Below are 21,844 nucleotides of genomic sequence, written 5' to 3'. Positions count from 1 at the left end.
TTCGATCTGTTAGTTATTACCCCGATTGAACTGGTTGAACCCGGCGGCGTCGTTGGTGGCGCTGGAGTCGACGGGTGCCGCCGAGCCGCGCTGGCCGAGCTCCTCGAGCTGTGATTCCAGGTAGGTCTTGAGCCGGGTGCGGTATTCGCGCTCGAAGGTGCGCAGTTGCTCGAGCCGGCCCTCCAGCACGGTGCGCTGCTGGTTGATGGTGCCCATGATCTCGGAGTGCTTGCGTTCGGCGTCGGCCTGCAGCGCGTCGGCCTTCTCCTGAGCCTGGCGCAACTGGGTTTCCGAGCGGGTCTGCGCGTCGGCCAGCATCGCGTCGGCACGCTGCCGGGCTTCGGCCACCGTGCTTTCTGCCTCGCGGCGGGCTTCGGACAGGATCTGGTCGGCGTTGGTGCGGGCGTCGGCCAGCAGTTTGTCGGCCTCGGCCTTGGCGGTGCCGGTCAACCGGTCGGCGGTGTCCTGAGCCAGGCTGAGTACCCGGGCGGCCTTCATGGCCTGGTCCTCACTGACGGCGGCGGACGCTGCGGGCTGTGCCGGCGCAGGCGTCGGAGCGGGTCGGGGCTCCGGCTCCGGCTCGGGCTCATACAGCGGCATCGCCTGCGTGGGCGAAGCGGCGGCGGCGCCGCCACCCGCACGCGCCGCGGCCAGTTCCTGGTCCAGCTCGGCGACCCGCTGGCGCAGATCGGAGTTCTCCTCGATGAGGCGGGTCAGCTCGTTTTCCACCAGGTCGAGGAAGGCGTCGACTTCGTCTTCGTTGTAGCCGCGCTTGCCGATCGGCGGCTTACTGAAGGCCACATTGTGGACATCGGCTGGTGTAAGCGGCATTGTTTGCCCCCTCGAGTCTGGACGGTCAAACCGATCTGGAAAGTGTAGATCGGCATGAACAGTGTCGTAGCCGTACTGCAACTGCCGCCCATCCTGTCACACCAGACCCGCCGGTTGCCGATTCGCCCGATAATTAAGACCGAATTTCAAACTTTAAGAGCCGGCGAAATCGCTGCCTTAGAAACCAAAATGCCGCTGCCGCAAACGGTCTTACGCGTTAGACGGCGGCACTGAAGGCCAGTTGCATGCCGATGAACGCCACGAGCAGCAGCACCATGATCGACAGGTCGAAGCGCACGGCGCCGATGGTGAGCTGCGGGATCAGCCGGCGCAGCAGCTTCACCGGCGGATCGGTGAGCGACATGATGAGCTCCAGGATCACCACGGTGGCGCCACGCGGTCGCCAATCGCGGCTGAACGACCGGATGAACTCGATGACCACCCGGGCGATCAGCAGGAGCCAGAAGACGAACAGCGCAAAGCCCAGGATTTTGAAGAAGAGCGCCAACGAGAGCCCGACCTTACTGATGAGGATGTGACATTCACGACAGCACCGACGGTGGTCGGCGCGGTGATTGTCAGCCTACCCGGCCACGGGTGGCGGGCCTGGTTACTGGTAGGCGTAGAAGCCGGTCTCGGCGATCCGGCGACGTTCCTCCGGCGTCACGTCGACGTCGGCGGGCGACAGCAGGAACACCTTGGTCGCGACTTTGTCGAACGAGCCCCGCAGCGCGAAGGCCAGCCCGGCGGCGAAATCGACCAGCCGCTTGGCGTCGGCGTTGTCCATCGACACCAGATCCATGATCACCGGCGTGCCGTCGCGGAACCGCTCGCCGATGGTCCGGGCCTCGCTGTAGTCCTTGGGCCGCAGCGTGGTGATCTTCGACAGCGGGCTGCCCTCCTCGAACAACATGGCCATCCGGCGCGGATCCATCGCCAGCGCGCCGCGGGTCGAGCCCCGCAACGCCCCGAATCGCGGCCGGGCCAGTTCGGTGCGTTCGAAGTCGCGGGACCGGAAGCGGTGGTCGTCGGCGTAGCCGCTGCGGTAGCTGCCCGGCGGGTAGTCGGTCGGCTCACCGCGCGGGTCGTCGTAGTCGCGCCCCTCGTAGCGGTCGTACCCGTCGTCGAACCGGCGGCGCGAGTAGCCGTGCTGGGTGGGAGCGCGGTCGTCGTCGTAGTACTCGTCGTCGTAGTCCTCCATCGGCGCCATACCGAAGTAGGCCTTGACCTTGTGGAGTGTGCTCATCTCGGGACCCCTTCTTGGCGGCTGAAGATTCGGTGTCTGTGATGAAGATGTGACTGGAGTGACTAGTTCACGGTGACCGTAACGGTCGACGGCCCATTAACGCGGTACCGACACGCACACAGGTCGAACCATGTTTGACGGCGGTTTCCAGGTCGTTTGACATGCCGGCCGACAAACCCACCGCGCTCGGGTGCGACTGCAGGACCCGGTGATGCTCGGATTGCAGCCGCGCGAACGCGGCGTCGGCATCACAGTCCAGCGGCGGGATGGCCATCAACCCAACGAATTCCAGGGCATCGGCTGCGTCGACCTGGGCACAGATCTCGTCGACGGCGTCCGGCTGGGCGACGTCGACGCCGCCGCGGGACACGTCGCCGTCGAGGCTGATCTGCACGTAGATCCGCAGCGGATGCTCGCGACGGCCTTCCTGCAGCGCCGCGCCCACCGCGCGGTCGAGCGCGCTCACCACCCGGGTGCTGCTGACCGAGTGGGCGGTGTGCGCCCAGGCTGCCAGCGACCGGGCCTTGTTGCGCTGGATCTGGCCCACCATGTGCCACTGCACCGAACTCGCCGCGGGTCCCAGCAACTCCCCGACTTGTCGCACCTTCGCCGACGCTTCCTGCTCGCGGGATTCGCCGAACGCCCCGCATCCCAATCGCGACAAAATCGCCACATCGGTTGCCGGAAAGAATTTGGTAATCGGCAGAAGTTCAATTTCGTCGACATTGCGTCCGGCCGCCTCGGCGGCCGCCGCAAGGCGCCGGCGCAGTGCGCTCAAGGCGTCGGCCAATTCGGATTCCCGGTTGTGCAGCACGGCGGTCATTCGATCCACACCACCGACGCCATCCGGCCGGTCGGCGCGCCGCGGCGATGGCTGAACAGGCTGGTGTCGTCGACCGTGCAACGCGGGTCGATGTCGATCGCCGTTACGCCCAAATCCTTGAGCTGGCAAGCGATTCCGGCCCGAAGATCCAGGCCTGGGGTCCCCGCCGAGGTGGTGGTGCGACTTCCCGGTAGCGCCGCCTCCACCTCGTCGGCCATCGCGGCGGGCACTTCGTAGTTGCGGCCGCTCACCGCCGGGCCGAGCAGAGCGGAAATGTCGTCGGCGTGGGCGCCGACGCCCAGCATCGCCTCCAGCGTGCGGGCCACCACGCCGGCGGCTGCGCCGACCCGGCCGGCGTGCACCGCGGCCACGACCCCGGCGCGTGCGTCGGCCATCAACACCGGCACGCAGTCGGCACTCAGCACCGCCAGCGCCAATCCAGGCTCGGCGGTCACCAGGGCATCGGTGTCGTCGACGGCGGCGTCGCGCAGCCCGTCGACCACCTCGACCCGATCGCCGTGGACCTGGTTCATCCAGATCAGCGGGTGCCCGATGGCAGCGGCCAGCCGCGCTCGGTTGGCCGCCACCGCAGCAGGGTCGTCGCCCACGTGGTCGCCAAGATTGAAGCTGTCGTAGGGCGGCGCCGAGACGCCGCCCGCCCGGGTGGTCGTCACCCGCCGGATGCGAACGCTCACCTGCCCAGTGTGCTAGCGCCGCATGAACGGCGGCACGTCGACGTCGTCGTCCTCGCCGCCGATGTCCAGCGTCGAGCCGTTGGTCGGCAGCGGCACGCTGACCGCGTCAGCGGGTTCGAACAGCGGCGAGGCCACCTTGCCGGCCTGTCCCGGCGCGATGGTCTGGGCCTGGCCGCTGCCGACAATCGGCTTTCGGCCCGGCCCGGCGGCGTCGAAGCCCGCCGCGATCACGGTTACCCGGACCTCGTCGCCGAGCGAGTCGTCGATGACCGTGCCGAAGATGATGTTGGCGTCCTGGTGGGCGGCATCCTGCACCAGTGAGGCCGCCTCGTTGATTTCGAACAGGCCCAGGTCGCTGCCACCGGCGATCGACATCAGCACACCGCGCGCACCCTCCATGGACTGCTCCAGCAGCGGCGAATTGATCGCGATCTCAGCGGCTTTCAGCGCCCGGCCGTCGCCGCGGGACGAGCCGATCCCCATGAGCGCCGTCCCCGCGCCGCTCATGATGCCCTTGACGTCCGCGAAGTCGACGTTGATCAGGCCCGGCGTGGTGATCAGGTCGGTGATGCCCTGCACACCGTTGAGCAGCACCTCGTCGGCGCTGCGGAACGCATCCATCAGTGACACCGCGGCGTCGCCCATCTGCAGCAACCGGTCGTTGGGGATCACGATCAGGGTGTCGCAGCTTTCCCGCAGCGTGGTGATGCCGGTCTCGGCTTGAAGACCGCGCCGCTTGCCCTCGAACGAGAACGGCCTGGTGACGACGCCGACGGTCAGCGCGCCCAGCTTGCGGGCGATGCTGGCGACGACAGGCGCCCCGCCGGTGCCGGTGCCGCCGCCTTCGCCGGCGGTGACGAACACCATGTCCGCGCCGCGCAGCAGCTCCTCGATCTCGTCCTTGGCGTCCTCGGCGGCCTTACGGCCGACCTCGGGGTCGGCGCCGGCGCCCAGTCCGCGGGTGGATTCGCGACCGACGTCGAGCTTGACGTCGGCATCGCTCATCAACAGCGCCTGCGCGTCGGTGTTGATGGCGATGAACTCCACGCCCTTGAGGCCCTGCTCGATCATCCGGTTGACGGCGTTGACGCCGCCGCCGCCGATACCCACGACTTTGATGACGGCCAGGTAGTTATGCGGGGGGGTCATCATTCCGTCTTCCTCCCTGTGGGACTTGGCCTGGTGGCGTAGCCGCCTGGCAAACCTAAACCTCAACTAAAGGGTTAGAGTTATGTCAGGTAGTTCCGCGCAAACAGAACGGTATGGGCACGACGGGCGCTATCCGCGCAGGCGCGCCGACGCGCGACACGCAAATTTTTCTCGAGATTTGGCCACCGCGCGCCGGCCCTGTGTCGAGCGTGCGGCCAGCTGCACTCTCGGCGTCGAGTGTGCGGCGTGCCGCACGTTCGCGGGAGCGCGCCTACTTGACAGTCGGCAAGTCGGGGCTGGACACGTCGTAGGTGTGCCCGGGCTGGGTCAGCAGCGCCGCCAGTTTCTCGGCCTTTTCCTCGGTGCGGTCGGTGGTCCCCCAGATCACCGTGCGCCCGTCGGTCAGGGTCAGCGTGATCGAGGCCACCGACGGCGCCGCGATCCGGCCCACCTGTCCAGCCACCTCCGGACGCAGCGCGGTCAGCACCTCGAGCGCAGCCTTGGTCGCCGGGTCGCTCGGGCCGGGGTTGTCGACGTCGAGGTACGGCAATGCCGGCGGCGGCGGTGCGGTCGCGAAGTCGACGCCGTCGCGGTCGTAGAGATGCGGGCCGTCCGGAAAGTCCTTGACTACCACCGGGATTCGCTCGACGATGGTGATCCGCAGCGCCGACGGGTACTGGCGCTGCACTCGCGCACTGGCCACCCGGCGAATGGCGGCCACCCGGTCGGCGACCCCGCCGGTGTCAATCTGCAACAGCGGCGTACCCGGCCGCACCTTGGCCGCGTCGAGGACCTCCTCGCGGGTCACCACCCCCGTCCCGGTGACGACGATGCTGCGCGCCGACATCACCGGCGTGAAGTACAGGATCAACCCCAGTGCGACGGCGATCACCGAGATCAGGATCGTCGCCAGCGCCATCTTCAGCCCCCGAACCGCGCCGCGCGGAACGGGTTTCGCGTCGCCGCTTTCTCCGCGGGCCCGGAGTTTGGCTTCGCGGCGAGCCTGCTCGATCGCCCGCGCGCGGGCCTGCGCCGCACGCCGTTCGGCGCGTTCCCGACGGGCCCGCCGGCGGGGACCCTCGAATTCCCCGGGCGGAGCTCCCTCCGGCGGCGGCCCGGCGGCGAAGATCGGTTCGGTCACGACCTCGGACGGCGAATCGTTCGGCTCGGTCATAACAACATCCCCGGCCGTCCAGGCGCGCTGCGGTTGGCTCGCACCCGCAGCGCGGTGAGGATCTCGGGCCCCAGCATGGTCACGTCGCCGGCACCCATGGTGACGACGACGTCGCCCGGCCCGACGGCCGCGGCCACCGTCTCGGCGACCGCGGAGAAGTCCGGTAGGTAGTGCACCGGCACGCTGACGTGCTCGGCGACGCTGGCGCCGCTGACACCGGCCAGCGGCTGTTCGCGCGCGGCGTACACGTCGAGCACGAAGACCTCGTCGGCCGCATCGAGCGCCCGGCCGAATTGCGCCGCGAAATCCCTTGTGCGGGAATACAAATGCGGCTGGAACACCGCGACCGACCGGCCACTACCGCTCTGCTCGAGCAGGGTGCGGACCGCGGCCAGTGTCGCGCTGATCTCGGTCGGGTGGTGCGCGTAGTCGTCGAACACCTGGACCGACGCCGCGGTGCCGATCAATTCGAACCGGCGACGCACCCCTTCGAAGCCAGCCAGCCCGTCGAGCACGCAGTCGGGCGAGGCGCCGGTCTCGATGGCGGCCAGCAACGCGCCCAGCGCGTTGAGCGCCATGTGCCGGCCGGGCACCGACAGCCGCATCACCCACGGGCGGGTGTCGCCGGCCAGCTCGATCCGCGCAACCGCACCGGTGCCCTGCTGCTCCCAGGACAGCAGCCTGCCGGCCAACTGATCGCCCGTCGAGCCGTAGCGCAGCACCCGAATCCCCAGTGCCGCAGTGCGTTCCGCCAGCGCCGCCGCGCCCGGGTCGTCAGTGCAGATCACCAGCGCCCCGCCCGGGGCGAGCCGCTCCACGAACGAGTCGAACACCGCGGCGTAGGCGTCGGCGCTGCCGAAGAAGTCCAGATGGTCGGATTCGATGTTGGTCACCACGGCGACGTTCGGGGTGTACTCCAGCAGCGAGCCGTCGCTTTCGTCGGCCTCGGCGACAAAGTAGTTGCCGCTGCCGTGGTGGGCGTTGGTGCCGGCCTCCCCCATCTCGCCGCCGACCGCGAACGACGGGTCTTTGCCGCAGTGCTGCAGCGCGACGATGAGCATCGACGTCGTCGTCGTCTTGCCGTGCGTGCCGGTCACCATCAGCGTCGTGCGCCCGGCCATCAGCTTGGCCAGCACCGCGGGCCGCAGCACCACCGGGATGCCGCGACGGCGGGCCTCGACGAGCTCCGGGTTGGTTTTCGGTATCGCGGCATGGGTGGTGATCACCGCGGTGGCGCCGCCCGGCAGCAGGTCCAGCGACGACGCGTCGTGGCCGATCCGGATCACCGCGCCGCGGGCCCGCAGCGCACGCACCCCGCGCGACTCCTTGGCGTCCGACCCCGACACCATGCCGCCGCGGTCGAGCAGGATGCGGGCGATCCCCGACATGCCCGCTCCCCCGATGCCGACCATGTGGACCCGTTGCAGCTCGCGGGGCAGCGGCTCTGCGGTCATCGCCGCCCCCGGCGCACGGCACACGCCACGTCCAACGCGACGCGCGCGACCTGCTCGGCCGCGTCGCGGTGACCGACCCGCGCCGCGGCCGCCGTCATCGCCGCCAGCCGCGGCGGGTCGGTGAGCAGCCCGGCCACCTGCTCGGCCACGAAACCCGGCGTCAGCTCGGCGTCGGCGACCAGCAGGCCGCCGCCGGCGTTGACCACCGGCAGGGCGTTGAGCCGCTGCTCGCCGTTGCCGATCGGCAGCGGCACGTACACGGCCGGCAGGCCGACGGCCGACACTTCGGCGACCGTCATCGCCCCCGAGCGGCAGATCGCCAAATCGGCGGCGGCATAGGCCAGGTCCATCCGGTCCAGATACGGCACGGCCACGTACGGCGGGTCGCCCGGCGCCGGGGCGCGCAGGTCGAGCGTGTTCTTTGCGCCGTAGGCATGCAGCACGGCCACGCCCGCGGCGGCCAAGTCGGCGGCGGCCGCGGCGACGGCCCGGTTGATCGACGCCGCGCCCTGCGAGCCGCCGAACACCAGCAGCACCCGGGCGTCGTCGGCGAAGCCGAAATGCGCGCGCGCCTGCGACCGCAACGCCGCACGGTCCAGCGACGTGATAGCCGAGCGGACCGGCACGCCGACCACCTCGGCGCGCGGCAGCCCGCAATCGGGCACCGCGGAAAGCACGCGCTGCGCGAAGCGGACCCCGACCCGGTTGGCCAGCCCGGCGCTGGCGTTGGCCTCGTGGATCACCACCGGGACGCGACGCCGGCGCGCCGCCAGATAGGCCGGCAGCGCCACATATCCGCCGAACCCCACCACCACGTCGGCGGCGACGCCGTCGAGCACCGCGCGGGTTTGCCGTACTGCGCGCATCACCCGCGGTGGTAGCCGGAGCAGGTCTCCAGTGGGCTTGCGGGGCAACGGAACCGGGGTGATCAGCTCGAGGTGGTAGCCGCGTTCGGGGACCAGCCGGGTCTCCAGGCCGCGCGGCGTGCCCAGCGCGGTGATGCGGACCTGCGGGTCCAGCGCCACCAGCGCGTCAGCGACGGCCATCGCGGGCTCGACGTGTCCGGCCGTGCCGCCCCCGGCGAGCACCACCGACAACGACGCGCCGCCCGGCCGGGAGTTGCTGTTCACCCCGCTGGTCGGCTCTGTGACCGAATCCCTCACCCGTAACGCTGACCTTCCAGTGCGCGAGCGCGCCCGCCGCGCGCGTGCCGCTGTTCGTGCCATGGTGGCGAACCGCCGCGCCGGCGATCGCCACGGTTGTGATGTGGCGACGCGCTGCGCCCGGCTGCGCCGCGCTTGCGATCGCCACCTCCATCATGCCGCCCCCGCACCCGGGCGGGCCGGTCGGCCGCGCGTGCCCGGGCCGGCCGGGCGGGTGGCGTGGGGTTTTGCGGGCGGGCACGCAGGCGGTCCCGCAGCGCCTCGACCCGGGTCGGCGAATACGGCTCGGGCAACGGCAGCCGCAGCAGCCGGTTCATCCGGTCGTCGCGCCCGGCGCGCAGCGCAGCGACGGCCTCCGGTTCGTGCCGTGCCGCGTTGGCCATCATGCCGATCATCAGAAGCGTTGTCGCCGTTGATGTTCCACCGGCCGAGATGAGCGGCAGCTGCAGGCCGGTGACCGGCAGCAGGCCGATCACGTAGCCGACGTTGATGAACACCTGGCCCAGCACCCACATCGTGGTGGTGGCGGTCAGCAGCCGCAGGAACGGGTCGGCGGAGCGGCGCGCGATGCGCATCCCGGTGTAGGCGAACAATCCGAAGAGCGCCAGCAGCCCGAACGCGCCGACGAAGCCGAGCTCCTCGCCGATGATCGCGAAGATGAAGTCGTTGTGGGCGTTGGGTAGGTAGTTCCACTTCGCGGTGCCCTGGCCCAGGCCGTGACCGAAGATACCGCCGTTGGCCAGCGCGAACTTCGCCTGTTTGGCCTGGTAGCCGGAGCCCTGGGAGTCGGCGGCCGGATCGAGCCAGGACCGGACCCGGTCGGACCGGTAGCCCTCGGACACCGCCAGGATCGCCGCGGAGACGATCACCGCGAGCAGCGAGCTGCAGAACACCCGCAGCGGCAGACCGGCGTACCACAGCAGCGCCAGCAGGATGATGCCCAGCGACACCGTCTGCCCGAGGTCAGGCTGGGCGACGATGAGCGCCAGCGCGATGACGGCCGCCGGCACCAGCGGGATCAGCATCTCCCGCAGCGACGCCCGCTCCATCCGCCGGGCGGCCAGCAGGTGCGCCCCCCAGATGGCGAACGCGATCTTGGTCAGCTCGGAGGGCTGCATGGAAAACCCGGCGATCACGAACCACCCGCGAGAACCGTTGGCGTAGTGGCCGATTCCGGGGACCAGCACGAGCACCAGCAGCACGATCGTCACCGCGTACCCGGAGAATGCCATGCGCCGCATCAACCGCACCGGCACCCGCAGCGCCAGGTAGCAGGCCACCAGCCCGATCACCGTCCACATCACCTGACGGCCGAAGATCAACCAGGCCGATCCGTCGTCGTCGTACGAGCGCACCCCCGACGCGGAAAGGACCATGATCAACCCGAGCGTGGTCAGCAGCGCCGCCACCGCGATGATCAGGTGAAACGACGTCATGGGCCGGCCCAGCCAGCTGCCGAACCGGGTCCGCGGCGCCTGGGCGGTTTCCCCACCCTTCGGATCCCGGTGCAGCAACCGGGCCAGTGCGCTGGTCACCACCGCCTACCGGGTGGTGGCGCGGACCGCGGCAGCGAACGCGTCGCCGCGATCGGCGTAGCCGCTGAACTGGTCGAAGGACGCGCCCGCTGGGGCCAGCAGCACAGTGTCGCCGGGTGCGGCCAAGTCGCGGGCGGCGGCCACGGCGGCGGCCATCACGCGACTGCCGGTGACCTCACCGGGCAGGGCAACAACTCTTGTCACAGGAGTCACAGGAGACTCAGCAGTCGCATGCATATCAGCATCCTCGCCTGTCACAAGCTCCACGACGGGGACATCCGGCGCGTGTCGCGATAACGCCTCGGCAACCTTCGCCCGGTCACGGCCGAGCAGCACCGCCCCGACCAGCCGCGACGCCATCCTGGCCACCGCCTCGTCGACCGACGCGCCCTTGAGCAGACCGCCGGCGATCCACACCACCCGCGGGTAGGCCAGCACCGACGCCTCGGCGGCGTGCGGGTTGGTGGCCTTGGAGTCGTCGACATAGCTGATCCCGTCGACGACGGCGACCAGTTCGGCGCGGTGCCGGCCCACCCGGAACGACGCGAGCGCGTCCGCGATGGCCGTGGCGGGCACATCGACGCTGCGGGCCAGCGCCGCCGCGGCCAGCGCGTCGAGCACCCCCACCGGCCCGGGCACCGAAATGGAGGAGACCCCGGCCAGGGCCAGGTCGTCGGCGCCGGCTGACACAAAGGCTCTGTCGATCAGCTGCCCGTCGCGCACGCCGAGTTCGCCGGCGGCGGGTTCGCCCAACCGGAAGCCGACCCGCACCGGCGCCGGCGCGGTGTCCAGCAGCGCCGCGGCCCGTTGATCGTCGAGTCCGACGACGGCGACCCGGCCGCCCAGCACCCGCGCCTTGGCGGCGGCGTAGTCGGCCATGCTGCCGTGCCAGTCCAGGTGGTCCTCGGCGATGTTGAGCACCACACCGGCCTCCGGCCGCAGCGACGGCGCCCAGTGCAGCTGGAAGCTGGACAGTTCGACGGCCAGCAACTCGGCGGGCTCGCGCAGCACGTCCAGCACGGGGTTGCCGATGTTGCCGCACAGCCGGGCGTCCAAACCAGCCGCGGTCAGCATCGCGTGCAGCATCGAGGTGGTGGTGGTCTTGCCGTTGGTGCCGGTGACGGCCAGCCAGCGCCGCGGCGGTCCGTAGCGGCCCGACGTGTCGAGCCGCCAGGCCAGTTCGACGTCACCCCAGATCGGCACCCCGGCCGCCGCGGCCGCGACGAGTACCGGCGCGGTCGGCTTGAAACCGGGGCTGGTGACCACCAGCGCAAAATCAGCGATCCGCTCGGCGGCGGCCGACGGGCTCAGGGTTGCCACCGCCGGGTCGTCGTCGCACAGCGTCGCCGTCGCGCCCAGCTCGCGCAGCGCCGTGAGCACCGACTGCCCGGTGATTCCGCCGCCGGTGACCAGCACCGAGGTGCCGGACAAATCCATCTCAGCCACCGGTCGCGGCGAGCCATTCGCTGTAGAACAGCGCCACACCCAGGCCGCAGCTGATTGCGGTCAGCAACCAAAAGCGGATGATGACCGTGGTTTCGGCCCACCCGACCAGCTCGAAGTGGTGGTGGAACGGCGCCATCCGGAACACCCGGCGGCCGGTGGTGCGAAACGTGAGGATCTGCAGCACCACCGAGACGATCTCGGCGACGAACAGCGAGCCGAGCACCACCGCGAGGAGCTCGGTGCGGCTGGTCACCGACAGCCCGGCGATGATGCCGCCCAGCGCCAGGGACCCGGTGTCACCCATGAAGATCTTGGCCGGCGCGGCATTCCACCACAGAAAGCCGATGCAGGCGCCTGCGGTCGCTGCGGCGATCAGCGCCAGGTCCAGCGGGTCGCGCACGTTGTAGCAGCCCAGCCCAGGCGCGGTCGCGCAGGCGTTGCGGTACTGCCAGAACGTGATCAGCACATAGGCGGCGCAGACCATGGCCATGGCTCCCCCGGCCAGCCCGTCCAGGCCGTCGGTGAAGTTCACCGCGTTCGACCAGGCGCTGACCATCACCACGCAGAACAACACGAACAGTGCGGGAGCCAGTGTGACAGTGGCGATTTCGCGCACATACGACAGGTCGGCGCTGCCCGGGGTGAGCCCGTCGTCGTTGCGGAAACCGAGCACCAGCACGCCGAAGAGCACCGCGGCGGTGATCTGCCCGACGGTCTTGGCGGTCTTGTTCAGCCCCAGGTTGCGCGACCGGCGGATCTTGATCAGGTCGTCGACGAACCCGACACCGCCGAGCGCGGTGGCCAGGAACAACACCAGCAGACCCGACGCCGAGAAGCCGCCGCCGTCGAAGGCCAGGCCCGCGAGGTGGGTGCCCAGGTAACCCGCCCAGATGCCGGCCAGGATCGCCACCCCGCCCATCGACGGTGTGCCGCGCTTGGTCTTGTGAGTCGGCGGGCCGTCCTCGCGGATCTCGTGGCCGAAGCCCTGCCGGGTGAACAGCCGGATCAGCATCGGGGTCAGCACGATCGACACCGTCAGCGCAATGGCGACGGCGATGAGGATTTGGATCATCGGGCGGCGCCCGTCGGCCCAGCAGTCAGCGCGTCGGCCAGTGCACCCAGCCCCGCGGCGTTGGACGCCTTGACCAGCACCACGTCCCCCGGCTGCAGTTCGGCCCGCAACAGTGCCAGGGCCGCGTCGGCGTCGGCGACGATGGTGGCCTCGCCTCCCCACGAGCCCTCCATGACCGCGCCGTGGTGCATGGCGTTCATCGGCCTCCCGGTTCCCACGACAATGAGTCGAGACACATCTAAGCGCACCGCCAACCGACCGACGCGATCGTGCTCGCCAATTGTGTCGTCGCCGAGCTCGGCCATCTCGCCCAGCACCGCCCAGCTGCGCCGTCCGCCCCGGGCCATCCAGGCCAGCGCTTGCAGACCGGCCCGCATCGAGTCGGGGTTGGCGTTGTAGGCGTCGTCGATGACGGTGACGCCGTCGGCGCCGGTGGTCACCCGCATCCGGTGCTGCGAGACCGGCCCCGCGCCGGCCAGCGCGGCCGCCACCTGCTCGATGCTTGCGCCGCATTCCAGCGCGACGGCGGCCGCGCATAGCGCGTTGTCCACCTGGTGGTCGCCGTGCACGGCCAGCCCGACGTCGACGGCGTGCTCACCGGCGTGCAGTGTGAACTGCGGACGGGCCAGCTCGTCGAGGGTCACCGGACCGGCCCACACATCGGCGGGTTCAGCGCGGCTGACGCGGACAACCCGGGCGGCGGTTTTGTCGGCCATTGCCGCCACCGCCGGGTCGTCGACGTTGAGGACGACCACTCCGGATGCCGGAATAGCTTGTGGCAGTTCGGCTTTCGTGGCCGCGATGGCCTCGCGGGAGCCGAATTCGCCGAGATGTGCGGTGCCGACGTTGAGCACCATCCCGATCGCGGGCGGTGCGATCGCGGCCAGCGCGGCGATGTTGCCGGGATGACGTGCCGACAGCTCGAGGATCAGATAGTCGGTGTTTTCGGTGGCGCGCAGCACGGTCCAGGGATGGCCCAGTTCGTTGTTGAACGACCCGGGCGGCGCCACCACCTCGCCGAGCGGTGCGAGCACCGCGGCCAGCAGATCCTTGGTCGACGTCTTGCCGGACGAGCCGGTGATCCCGACGATGGTCAGCCCGTTGGCGACGAGCTGCGCGGCCACCGCCGACGCCAGTTTGGCCAGCGCGGCCAGCACCGCCGCGCCGGACCCGTCGGTGTCATGCTCGAGAACCCCTGCGCGACTTGACATCTGCGGGTCGGGGGTCACCACGATCGCGGGCACTCCGACCGGCCGGGCGGCCAGCACGGCGACGGCCCCGGCGGCCACCGCCGCCGCGGCGTGGTCGTGCCCGTCGGCGCGCGCACCCGGCAGCGCCAGGAACAATCCGCCGGAAGTGGCCTTGCGGGAGTCGAATTCGACGGTCCCGGTGACGTGCAGGCCGGCGGCGTCGCCGGGCGAGATGTCGGCCAGCTCGCCGCCGACGATCTCGGCGATCTGGGCGACGGTCAGGGGAATCACCGGCGCTCCTCCAGCGCCGCGGCGAGCTCTACCCGGTCGTCGAACGGGCGGGTCTGCCCGCCGCCGCTCTGCCCGGTTTCGTGGCCCTTGCCGGTGACCAGGACGATGTCGTCGGGTCCTGCCCATTCGACCGCGTGCCGGATGGCCGCTCGCCGGTCGCCGATTTCGACGACCTCCGCCGTGCCTTCGGTTGTGCCGGAAAGGATTTCGCGACGGATGGCGGCGGGGTCCTCGCCGCGCGGGTTGTCGTCGGTGACCACGACCAGGTCGGCCAGCTGCGCGGCGATCCTGCCCATCGGCGCCCGCTTGCCCGGGTCGCGCTCGCCGCCCGCCCCGAACACCACGGCCAGCCGGCTGCCGGGGCGACGCAGCGACATCAGCACCGCGCTCAGCGCGCCCGGCTTGTGGGCGTAGTCGACCAGCGCCAGGAAGTCCTGGCCGCGATCGATCTGTTCGAGCCGCCCGGGTACCCGGATGTCGCGCAGCCCGGTCGCCGCCTGCTCCGGCGACACCCCCAGCACATCCAGGATGGCCAGTGCGACAAGCGTATTGGCGACGTTGTAGCCGCCCGGTAACCCGATTCGTACCCGGTGATGCACGCCGGCGGGGTCGACGGCGGTGAAATCGTGGCCGCCGGCGTCCGCGGTGATCTCTTCGGCACGCCAGTCCGCGGCGCCGCCTGCGGCGCTGACGGTGATCGCAGCCTCGGCGCGGTCGGCCATCGCGCGGCCGGCGTCGTCGTCGATGCACACGACCGCGGTGCGGGCATGCAGCGGCGAGGCCGGGTCGAACAACCGCGCCTTGGCCTCGAAATAGTCGGCCATGGTCGGGTGGAAGTCGAGGTGGTCGCGGGACAGATTGGTGAAGCCGCCCACCGAGAAGCGCACGCCGTCGACGCGGCCCAGGCTCAGCGCGTGACTGGACACCTCCATCACCACGGTGTCCACGCCGCGTTCGGCCATCGCCGCGAGCTGGGCCTGCAGTGCGGGCGCCTCCGGGGTGGTCAGCGCGCTGGGCACGTCGGCGCCGTCGATGCGGATGCCGATGGTCCCGATCAGGCCCACGGTCCGACCAGCGGCCCGCAGCCCCGCCTCGACGAGATAGGTCGTGGTGGTCTTGCCCGACGTTCCGGTGATCCCGACCACGGCAAGCCGCTCGGACGGATGCTCGTAGACGGTGGCGGCGAGTTCGCCGAGCACCGTGCGCGGCGACGGGTGAATCAGCACCGGCACCGTGGTGGCCATCTCGGCGACCCCGTCGGCGTCGGTGAGCACCGCCACCGCGCCCCGCGCGACCGCGTCACCGGCATAGCGGGCGCCGTGGGTCGACGCGCCGGGCAGCGCGGCGAACAGATCACCCGGATGCGCGTCCTGGGCCCGCAGCGTGACGCCGGTGACGGGCAGCTCAGGGACCACGCTGCCGGCTGCGGACACAGCACCGATCTGCTCTGCCAGCACCGACAGCGGCACGCCGGCCCCGGCGCTGGGCCGCAGCGCAGTGGGCACCCCTCATCACCTCCGTCGTTGCCTGTTTTCAGACGTCGTATCAACGCCGTTAACGGCCATGACACCTTATCCGTCCGGCGGCGTCACGGGTCGCGGAGACGGCCCCTCGGGCCTTAGGCCTGCAGGGTCAGCGGTGGGCCGGGATCGGGCGACAGCGGAACGTTTTCGCGCTGCAGCAGCCAGCCCGCGATGTTGTGGAACAGCGGGGCCGCCGTGTGGCCGGGTGCGCCGTCCGAGGAGCGCTGCGGGTTGTCCATCATGATCCCGATGACGTAGCGGGGATTGTCGGTGGTGGCCATCCCGGCGAAGGTGATCCAGTACACGTCGTCGAAGTAGCAGCCGCATGCCGGGTTGATCTGCTGTGCCGTCCCGGTCTTTCCGGAGATCTGGTAGCCCTCGACCGCGGCCGCCGGCCCGGTGCCCTGCTGAGTGCCCATCGGGTCGCGCTGCACCACGGCACGCAACATGTTGCGCACGGTCTGCGCAGTCTCGGATGACACCACCCGAACACCTTGCGGCCGCGGCTCTTCCGTGCGGGTGCCGTCCGGTGCAATCGTCGCCTTGATGATCCGCGGCGGCATCCGCAGTCCGTCGTTGGCGATCGTCTGATACATGCCGGTCATCTGCAGCAGCGTCATCGAAAGCCCTTGCCCGATAGGCAGGTTGGAGAATGTGCTGCCCGACCACTGGTCGATCGGGGGCACCAGGCCCGCACTCTCACCAGGCAGCCCGACGCCGGTGCGCTGCCCCAGCCCGAACTTACGCAGCATGTCGAACCAGCGGTCCGGCCCGACGCGCTGCGCCAGCATCAGCGTCCCCACGTTGGAGGATTTCCCGAAAATGCCGGTGGTGGTGTAGGGCATCACGCCGTGGTTCCACGCGTCGTGCACGGTGACACCACCCATGTGGATGGAGCCCGGCACTTGCAGCACCTCGTCGGGGTTGGACAAGCCGTATTCGATGACCGACGACGCGGTGATCACCTTGTTCACCGAGCCCGGCTCGAACGGCGACGACACCGGCAGGTTGCCCATCTGCTTGTCGCCCTGGCGACCGATGTCCTGCGACGGGTCGAAGGTGTTGTCGTTCGACATCGCCAGCACCTCACCGGTTTTGGCGTCGAGCACCACGGCGGAGACATTGCGGGCCCCCGAGGCGTTCTTGGCCTGCTGCACCTGCTGCTGGACGTAGAACTGGATGTCGTCGTCGATGGTCAGCTGCACGGTCGAACCATTGACGGCCTTGTGCTGGTTGCGGTAGCTGCCGGGGATCACCACGCCGTCGGACCCGCGGTCGTAGGTGACCGACCCGTCGGTTCCGGCCAGCGCCGCGTCCAGCGAATCCTCCAGGCCCAGCAGACCGTGCCCGTCCCAGTCGATGCCGCCGACGATGTTGGCGGCCAGCGATCCGCCCGGGTACTGGCGCAAATCCTGGCGCTCGGCGCCGACTTCCGGGAATTTGGTGGTGATCGCGGTGGCAACGGCCGGGTCGACCGCGCGGGCCAGATAGACGAACGTCTCGTCGCTTTGCAGCTTCTTCAGCACCGTCGCGTTGTCGGGCTTGTTGTTCAGCCGCGCCGAAACCTCCTTGGCGATGTCGCGCAACCGCTGCTGCGGATCCGGCGCCTTGGCGTCTTTCTGTTTGGCCTCGGCCAGTTCCTTGCGGATCTTGCGCGGTTGGAAGGTCAACGCGCGGGCCTCGATGGTGAATGCGAGCTGGTCGTTGTTGCGGTCGACGATGCTGCCGCGCACCGCCTTTTCGACGTCGGTGACCTTGAGTTGCCCTGCGGCTTCGGCGCGCAGGCCGGAAGCACGCGGGACTTGAAGGTAGAACAGCTGGGCAGCGGCGACCAGCAGCGCCACGAAGATGACCGCGTTGCCGGCTCGGTGCCGAAAGACGAACGACGCGCCGCGCACCCCCAGCTCGGCCGCCTGCCGGGTACGGCGTTGCCGCGCCGAATGACCCGATGCGGCGTTCTTCTTGGCCTTTGTGACGGATTCCTTTGTGCGCCTGGGCTTCCGCACGTCATGGCCGCGCTGTGCCGGCTGCGACGACCGCCCGCGGCCGCGGTTTGCGCCCCTCACCTTGCCGCGCCCGGAGTCGTGACGGTCAGCGGACCGAACTGCTCACCGTTGGTCGGCGGCGGTGCGGCAGGCGGTGCGACGGGAACGACGGGCATTGCGGCTGCAGGCGGCGCGACGGGCGGCGCTGCCGGCGGAGCCGCTGCGGCGGCTGGGGGCACCACATCAGGAGCCGCGGGCACGACAAGCGGCGGGCCCGGCGCGGGCAGCGGACCCGGGGGTGGAACCACGCCGGGTGCAGCGGGTGCGCCGGGCACCGGCGGCATGTCCGGGGGCGGCAAATGCTGGGTGCCCAGCGTCGTCGCACCATTGGGGTCGCGGACCATGACCTCCGGACCGGCTTGGCCCGGAACGACCGGCGCACCCGGCGTGACCCGCATCGGCACCTCGACCGAATTGGGCCGAGCCGGTGGTGCAGGGGGCTTTTCGTCCGGCAGCTTGGTGTTCAGCGGTGGCGGCGGAGCGCCCTCGGCCGGCTTGGGCGTGCCGACGACAACCCAGTTGCCGCCGGGATCCTGGATCAGGTGGGCGGTGTCCTTCGTCGGGATCATCCCCAGGCCGCGGGCGGCCTCGGCCAGCGCCGGAGCGGCCTGCGCCTGCAACACGTCACGTTCGAGCGCCTCCTTCTGCTGCTGCAGAAGCTGAGTGGTCTTGCGGGCATTGCCCAGCTGGTAGGACCGCTCCGCGGAGTCGGTGGACAACCACAGCGTGACGCCCAGTCCGGCGCCCAGCGAGCCGATGATCAGCACCACGAACGGCACCTTGGCGGCCAGCGTGCGCGGCCGCAGGTCGATCGACGCCAGCCGGGTCAGCAGCCGTTCTCGCAGCGGTGGCCGGATAACCTTGGGCGCCTTGGCTTTCCGCGCCTTGGCGCGTGCCTTGGCCTGGCTGGTGCTCTTGGGCCGGGCCGAGCGCTCAGCGAGCCGGGGTGTGGGCGTGGTCTGCGGCGCAGACCGCGGTGCCCGAGGCTCGCGGGCCGGCGCGGAGGCCTTTTTCGGACGACGACCCGTCGTCGGCTCAACCGGGCGGCGCCGGCTTTTTGGAGGGGCAGCCTCGCGACGGCGCTCGCCGTCGCGGCGCTGCGGCGCTTGGCGTTTGGCCTTCATCGGTCGCCCCTCCTTGACTCCAGTCGTTGCACAACCCGCAACCGGACCGCGGCGCTGCGCGGGTTGCGCTCAATTTCGGTGTCGTCGGCGCGTTCGGCGCCACGGGTCAGCGACGTGAATTGCGCTGCATGCCCGGGAAGTTCAACCGGCAGATCGGTGGGCGTACGCGACGCGGTGGCATCGGCGAACGCCCGCTTGACGATCCGGTCCTCCAAAGACTGATACGCAAGTACCACGATGCGTCCGCCTTCGGTCAGGGCATCGAGCGCCACCGGCAGGGCGGCGGTCAACGAATCCAGCTCGCTGTTGACCGCGATGCGCAGCGCCTGGAACGTTCGTTTGGCCGGGTGTCCGCCGGTGCGCCGGGCGGGTGCCGGAATCGCCTGGTAGATAAGCTCAACCAGGTCACCCGTCGTGGTGAACGGCGTTGTCGCCCGGCGTCGGACGATCTGTGCAGCGATGCGGCGGGCAAAGCGCTCTTCGCCGTAGCGACGCAGAATGTCGGCCAGCTCGGCCTCGTCGTAGCGGTTGACGATGTCGGCTGCGCTCACTGGCGAGCCGGGGTCCATCCGCATGTCCAATGGCGCGTCCTGCGCGTACGAGAAGCCACGCTCGGGGCGGTCGAGCTGCATGGACGAAACACCGAGATCGAACAGGATTCCGTCCACCGAACCTGTTGCGGCGTAACCGGATTCAGCGAGGGCGGCTGCGATGCCGTCGTAGCGGGTGTGTACCAGCGTCATGCGGTCGGCGAAGCGCGCCAGCCGCTTGCTGGCGATGTCCAGCGCGATCGGGTCGCGGTCGAGGCCGATCAGCCGGAGACCGGGCAGTGCGGCCAGGAATCGTTCCGCGTGCCCACCGGCGCCGAGGGTCGCGTCGACGAGAAGTGCACCCGTTCCGTCGGGGTGGCGTCGGGTCAGCGCCGGGGTGAGCAACTCGACACAGCGTTCGGCCAACACCGGTACATGACCGAAATCGCCTGTGGCATCAGGCACGGCAACACCTCCCCAGGGAGCGACGGCGATCGCCCGCACATCGAGGTCCCTGTCCGAGAGCACGAACCTGGCGTTGGGGAAGTACGTCAGGGTCGGTTCGGGCAGAGGCCACGGTGCACGGGCATGCGCCTCAGATGATGTCGCCGAGTGCTTCATCGCTGGCCGCGGAGAAGTTCTCTTCGTGGGTCTGTTGGTAGTCGTGCCAGGCCTGCGCATCCCAGATCTCGAGGTAGTCGACCGAGCCGATCACCACGCAGTCCTTCGACAGGTTGGCGTAGCGGCGGTGGTCGGCCGACAACGTGATTCGGCCCTGAGCGTCGGGGTGCTGTTCGTCGGTGCCGGCGGCGAGGTTGCGCAAGAACGCCCGTGCCTCCGGGTTGCTTCGGGATACCTTGCTGGCCCGGCGGGCCAGTTGCTCGAACTCGGCGCGCGGGTAGACGGCCAGGCTGTGGTCTTGGCTTTTGGTGACCATCAACCCTCCTGCCAGCGCGTCGCGAAACTTGGCGGGCAGCGTCAGCCGCCCTTTGTCGTCGAGCTTGGGCGTGTAGGTGCCCAAGAACATCTGGCCACCTCCCGCCACGGGGCGGAGCCTTCACTCCGCCTCTCCCGACTTCAGCCACCATACCCCACAATCCCCCACTTCGCCCCATTTATTGGCCGATCATCGGCATTTTCCCTTTTCGCCGGGAGACGACCGAGAGGAGCTGCCACCGGACGGAGTTGACTACCGCGAAGAAATGCGCAGCTCACACCGCTTTCAAGGACGTGGTGGGGCGTAGTGGGTCACGCTGGGGTCACGGCGGCGCATCGAGCAGCCAACAGGCTGGCCGGCGCAAACAAAAAAGGGGCAGCCGGCGGCTACCCCTTGGTCGGCTTGACGCTTACTCGTCGAAGCGGCGGCGGAACCGATCTTCCATCCGGCTGGTGAACGAACCGCCAGTACCCTTGCTGCGACGCTGCCGCGGCCCCGGGAGATCCGGCTTGGCGGACAGCCGCGGACCGGTGATCGCGTAAACGACACCGCCGAACATCACCAGGAAGCCGAGCACCGAAAGAATCGGGAAGTTACCGATCATCGTGGCCTTGAACGCAACCCCGGAAACCAGCATGCCCAAGCCGATTACGAACAGCGCAGCGCCCTGAAGCCGCCGGCGCGCCGTGGGCGCGCGTAATCCACCGCCGCGAACGCTGGAGGCGAACTTGGGATCTTCGGCATAGAGAGCGCTCTCGATCTGGTCGAGCATCCGCTGCTCATGATCGGAGAGTGGCATTCGTCCCTCCTTGCCGACAAGCTATGACGTGACGATACCCGTTATGTGGGCAACTAACTCAGATGATACGAGGTCGATCTGCGCCGTACCACTGGTTCGTCAGCAGATTGTAACTGCGTCAGATTGCCGGTCCGAACCGAGACCGCCGCGAAGATAATGGCGATGGAAGCATGGCACCAATGACCCTCCGAGGAGGACACCGCGAGTTGGCGACATTCCTCATCGATCTGTCGCCGCACGATATGCAGCGCCGCCTCGACGACGCCCTGGGCGTGTACGTCGACGCGATGCGTTATCCCGCCGGCACCGAAAACCAGCGTGCCGCTATGTGGCTGGAGCACATCCACCGTCACGGCTGGCAGGCCGTCGCTGCGGTGGAGGTCGACGTCGAACCCGGCGGGATACCGTCGGCCGAACAACTGAGCAACGCGCCGCTCTTGGGCGTGGCCTACGGCTACTGCGGCGCGCCGGATCAGTGGTGGCAGCAGCAAGTGGTGTCGGGATTGCAGCGCGGCGGCCTGCCGGGCCCGGAGATCGCCCGCCTGATGACCAGTTACTTCGAGTTGACCGAATTGCATATCCATCCACGGGCGCAGGGCCGCGGACTGGGCGAGGCGTTGACGCGGCGGCTGCTGGCCGGGCGAGGCGAGGCGAATGTGCTGTTGTCGACACCGGAAATCAACGGCGAGGCCAACCGCGCGTGGCGGTTGTACCGACGGCTGGGCTTCATCGACATCATCCGCGGCTACCACTTCGCCGGGGACCCACGGGCGTTCGCGATATTGGGCCGTGCGCTGCCGCTGTAGCAACAGGTCTG

The 21,844-nt window shown here is 69.7% G+C and carries 20 protein-coding genes; 1 reads left to right on the top strand and 19 read right to left on the bottom strand.

The features are described from left to right. Positions 1-9: 9 nt before the first annotated feature. The 19 genes from MFM001_RS15390 to MFM001_RS15300 form a co-directional block, all read right to left on the bottom strand. Positions 10-831, bottom strand: a complete 822-nt coding sequence (locus MFM001_RS15390) for a DivIVA domain-containing protein (protein ID WP_116376158.1) — start codon at positions 829-831, stop codon at positions 10-12. Positions 832-1,048: 217 nt separating this feature from the next. Next, positions 1,049-1,339: a YggT family protein gene (locus tag MFM001_RS15385; RefSeq protein WP_062540808.1), complete on the bottom strand. Its 291-nt coding sequence runs from the start codon at positions 1,337-1,339 to the stop codon at positions 1,049-1,051. Positions 1,340-1,441: 102 nt separating this feature from the next. After that, a complete protein-coding gene (locus MFM001_RS15380) occupies positions 1,442-2,077 on the bottom strand; it encodes a cell division protein SepF (RefSeq protein ID WP_116376157.1) in 636 nt (211 codons plus the stop codon). A gap of 67 nt (positions 2,078-2,144) precedes the next feature. Then, positions 2,145-2,900 carry a YggS family pyridoxal phosphate-dependent enzyme gene (locus tag MFM001_RS15375; protein ID WP_116376156.1) on the bottom strand — a complete coding sequence of 252 codons (756 nt, stop codon included), beginning with the start codon at positions 2,898-2,900 and terminating at the stop codon, positions 2,145-2,147. After that, the gene (gene pgeF / locus MFM001_RS15370) at positions 2,897-3,595 is read right to left on the bottom strand and encodes a peptidoglycan editing factor PgeF (RefSeq protein WP_116376155.1); all 699 of its coding nucleotides are present in this window, start codon (positions 3,593-3,595) and stop codon (positions 2,897-2,899) included. The genes MFM001_RS15375 and pgeF overlap by 4 nt, the downstream gene beginning before the upstream one ends. A gap of 12 nt (positions 3,596-3,607) precedes the next feature. Further along, positions 3,608-4,744, bottom strand: coding sequence for a cell division protein FtsZ (gene ftsZ / locus MFM001_RS15365; protein WP_116376286.1), 1,137 nt, complete (start codon positions 4,742-4,744; stop codon positions 3,608-3,610). A 271-nt stretch (positions 4,745-5,015) separates the two neighbouring features. Further along, complete coding sequence (locus MFM001_RS15360) at positions 5,016-5,918, bottom strand: cell division protein FtsQ/DivIB (RefSeq protein ID WP_116376154.1); 903 nt, start codon at positions 5,916-5,918, stop codon at positions 5,016-5,018. After that, a complete protein-coding gene (gene murC, locus MFM001_RS15355) occupies positions 5,915-7,372 on the bottom strand; it encodes a UDP-N-acetylmuramate--L-alanine ligase (protein ID WP_116376153.1) in 1,458 nt (485 codons plus the stop codon). Before murC ends, MFM001_RS15360 begins: the two co-directional genes overlap by 4 nt. Next, complete coding sequence (gene murG / locus MFM001_RS15350; protein WP_371685547.1) at positions 7,369-8,535, bottom strand: undecaprenyldiphospho-muramoylpentapeptide beta-N-acetylglucosaminyltransferase; 1,167 nt, start codon at positions 8,533-8,535, stop codon at positions 7,369-7,371. The genes murC and murG overlap by 4 nt, the downstream gene beginning before the upstream one ends. Further along, positions 8,532-10,058, bottom strand: a complete 1,527-nt coding sequence (gene ftsW, locus MFM001_RS15345; RefSeq protein ID WP_371685550.1) for a putative lipid II flippase FtsW — start codon at positions 10,056-10,058, stop codon at positions 8,532-8,534. Before ftsW ends, murG begins: the two co-directional genes overlap by 4 nt. An 18-nt stretch (positions 10,059-10,076) precedes the next feature. Beyond that, positions 10,077-11,507, bottom strand: a complete 1,431-nt coding sequence (murD, locus tag MFM001_RS15340; protein WP_116376151.1) for a UDP-N-acetylmuramoyl-L-alanine--D-glutamate ligase — start codon at positions 11,505-11,507, stop codon at positions 10,077-10,079. A 1-nt stretch (position 11,508) separates the two neighbouring features. Further along, positions 11,509-12,588 (bottom strand): phospho-N-acetylmuramoyl-pentapeptide-transferase, encoded by a 1,080-nt coding sequence (gene mraY / locus MFM001_RS15335; RefSeq protein WP_116376150.1) that lies wholly within the window; start codon positions 12,586-12,588, stop codon positions 11,509-11,511. Next, a complete protein-coding gene (gene murF, locus MFM001_RS15330; RefSeq protein ID WP_116376149.1) occupies positions 12,585-14,069 on the bottom strand; it encodes a UDP-N-acetylmuramoyl-tripeptide--D-alanyl-D-alanine ligase in 1,485 nt (494 codons plus the stop codon). The genes mraY and murF overlap by 4 nt, the downstream gene beginning before the upstream one ends. Continuing rightward, the gene (locus MFM001_RS15325; RefSeq protein ID WP_116376148.1) at positions 14,066-15,574 is read right to left on the bottom strand and encodes a UDP-N-acetylmuramoyl-L-alanyl-D-glutamate--2,6-diaminopimelate ligase; all 1,509 of its coding nucleotides are present in this window, start codon (positions 15,572-15,574) and stop codon (positions 14,066-14,068) included. The genes murF and MFM001_RS15325 overlap by 4 nt, the downstream gene beginning before the upstream one ends. A 113-nt stretch (positions 15,575-15,687) precedes the next feature. Continuing rightward, positions 15,688-17,598, bottom strand: coding sequence for a penicillin-binding protein 2 (locus tag MFM001_RS15320; RefSeq protein ID WP_238159217.1), 1,911 nt, complete (start codon positions 17,596-17,598; stop codon positions 15,688-15,690). Between the two features lie 56 nt (positions 17,599-17,654). Continuing rightward, positions 17,655-18,761 (bottom strand): hypothetical protein, encoded by a 1,107-nt coding sequence (locus MFM001_RS15315; protein WP_116376146.1) that lies wholly within the window; start codon positions 18,759-18,761, stop codon positions 17,655-17,657. Next, positions 18,758-19,912 (bottom strand): 16S rRNA (cytosine(1402)-N(4))-methyltransferase RsmH, encoded by a 1,155-nt coding sequence (gene rsmH, locus MFM001_RS15310; RefSeq protein ID WP_116376145.1) that lies wholly within the window; start codon positions 19,910-19,912, stop codon positions 18,758-18,760. Before rsmH ends, MFM001_RS15315 begins: the two co-directional genes overlap by 4 nt. Further along, positions 19,887-20,318 carry a division/cell wall cluster transcriptional repressor MraZ gene (mraZ, locus tag MFM001_RS15305; RefSeq protein ID WP_045382941.1) on the bottom strand — a complete coding sequence of 144 codons (432 nt, stop codon included), beginning with the start codon at positions 20,316-20,318 and terminating at the stop codon, positions 19,887-19,889. Before mraZ ends, rsmH begins: the two co-directional genes overlap by 26 nt. A gap of 319 nt (positions 20,319-20,637) precedes the next feature. Beyond that, entirely contained in the window at positions 20,638-21,027 is a 390-nt protein-coding gene (locus tag MFM001_RS15300) for a DUF3040 domain-containing protein (protein ID WP_116376144.1), read from the bottom strand. A gap of 206 nt (positions 21,028-21,233) precedes the next feature. On the opposite strand from MFM001_RS15300, the gene MFM001_RS15295 reads away from it, so the two are divergent. Beyond that, on the top strand, positions 21,234-21,833 hold the full coding sequence (locus MFM001_RS15295; protein ID WP_192886963.1) for an N-acetyltransferase: 600 nt from the start codon (positions 21,234-21,236) through the stop codon (positions 21,831-21,833). Positions 21,834-21,844: the final 11 nt, after the last annotated feature.

The sequence above is a fragment of the Mycobacterium sp. MFM001 genome, assembly GCF_003402475.1.
Lineage (GTDB): Bacteria > Actinomycetota > Actinomycetes > Mycobacteriales > Mycobacteriaceae > Mycobacterium.
The sequence above is the reverse complement of the archived record's forward strand: the minus strand, read 5'-3'. Positions and strand labels throughout refer to the sequence as shown.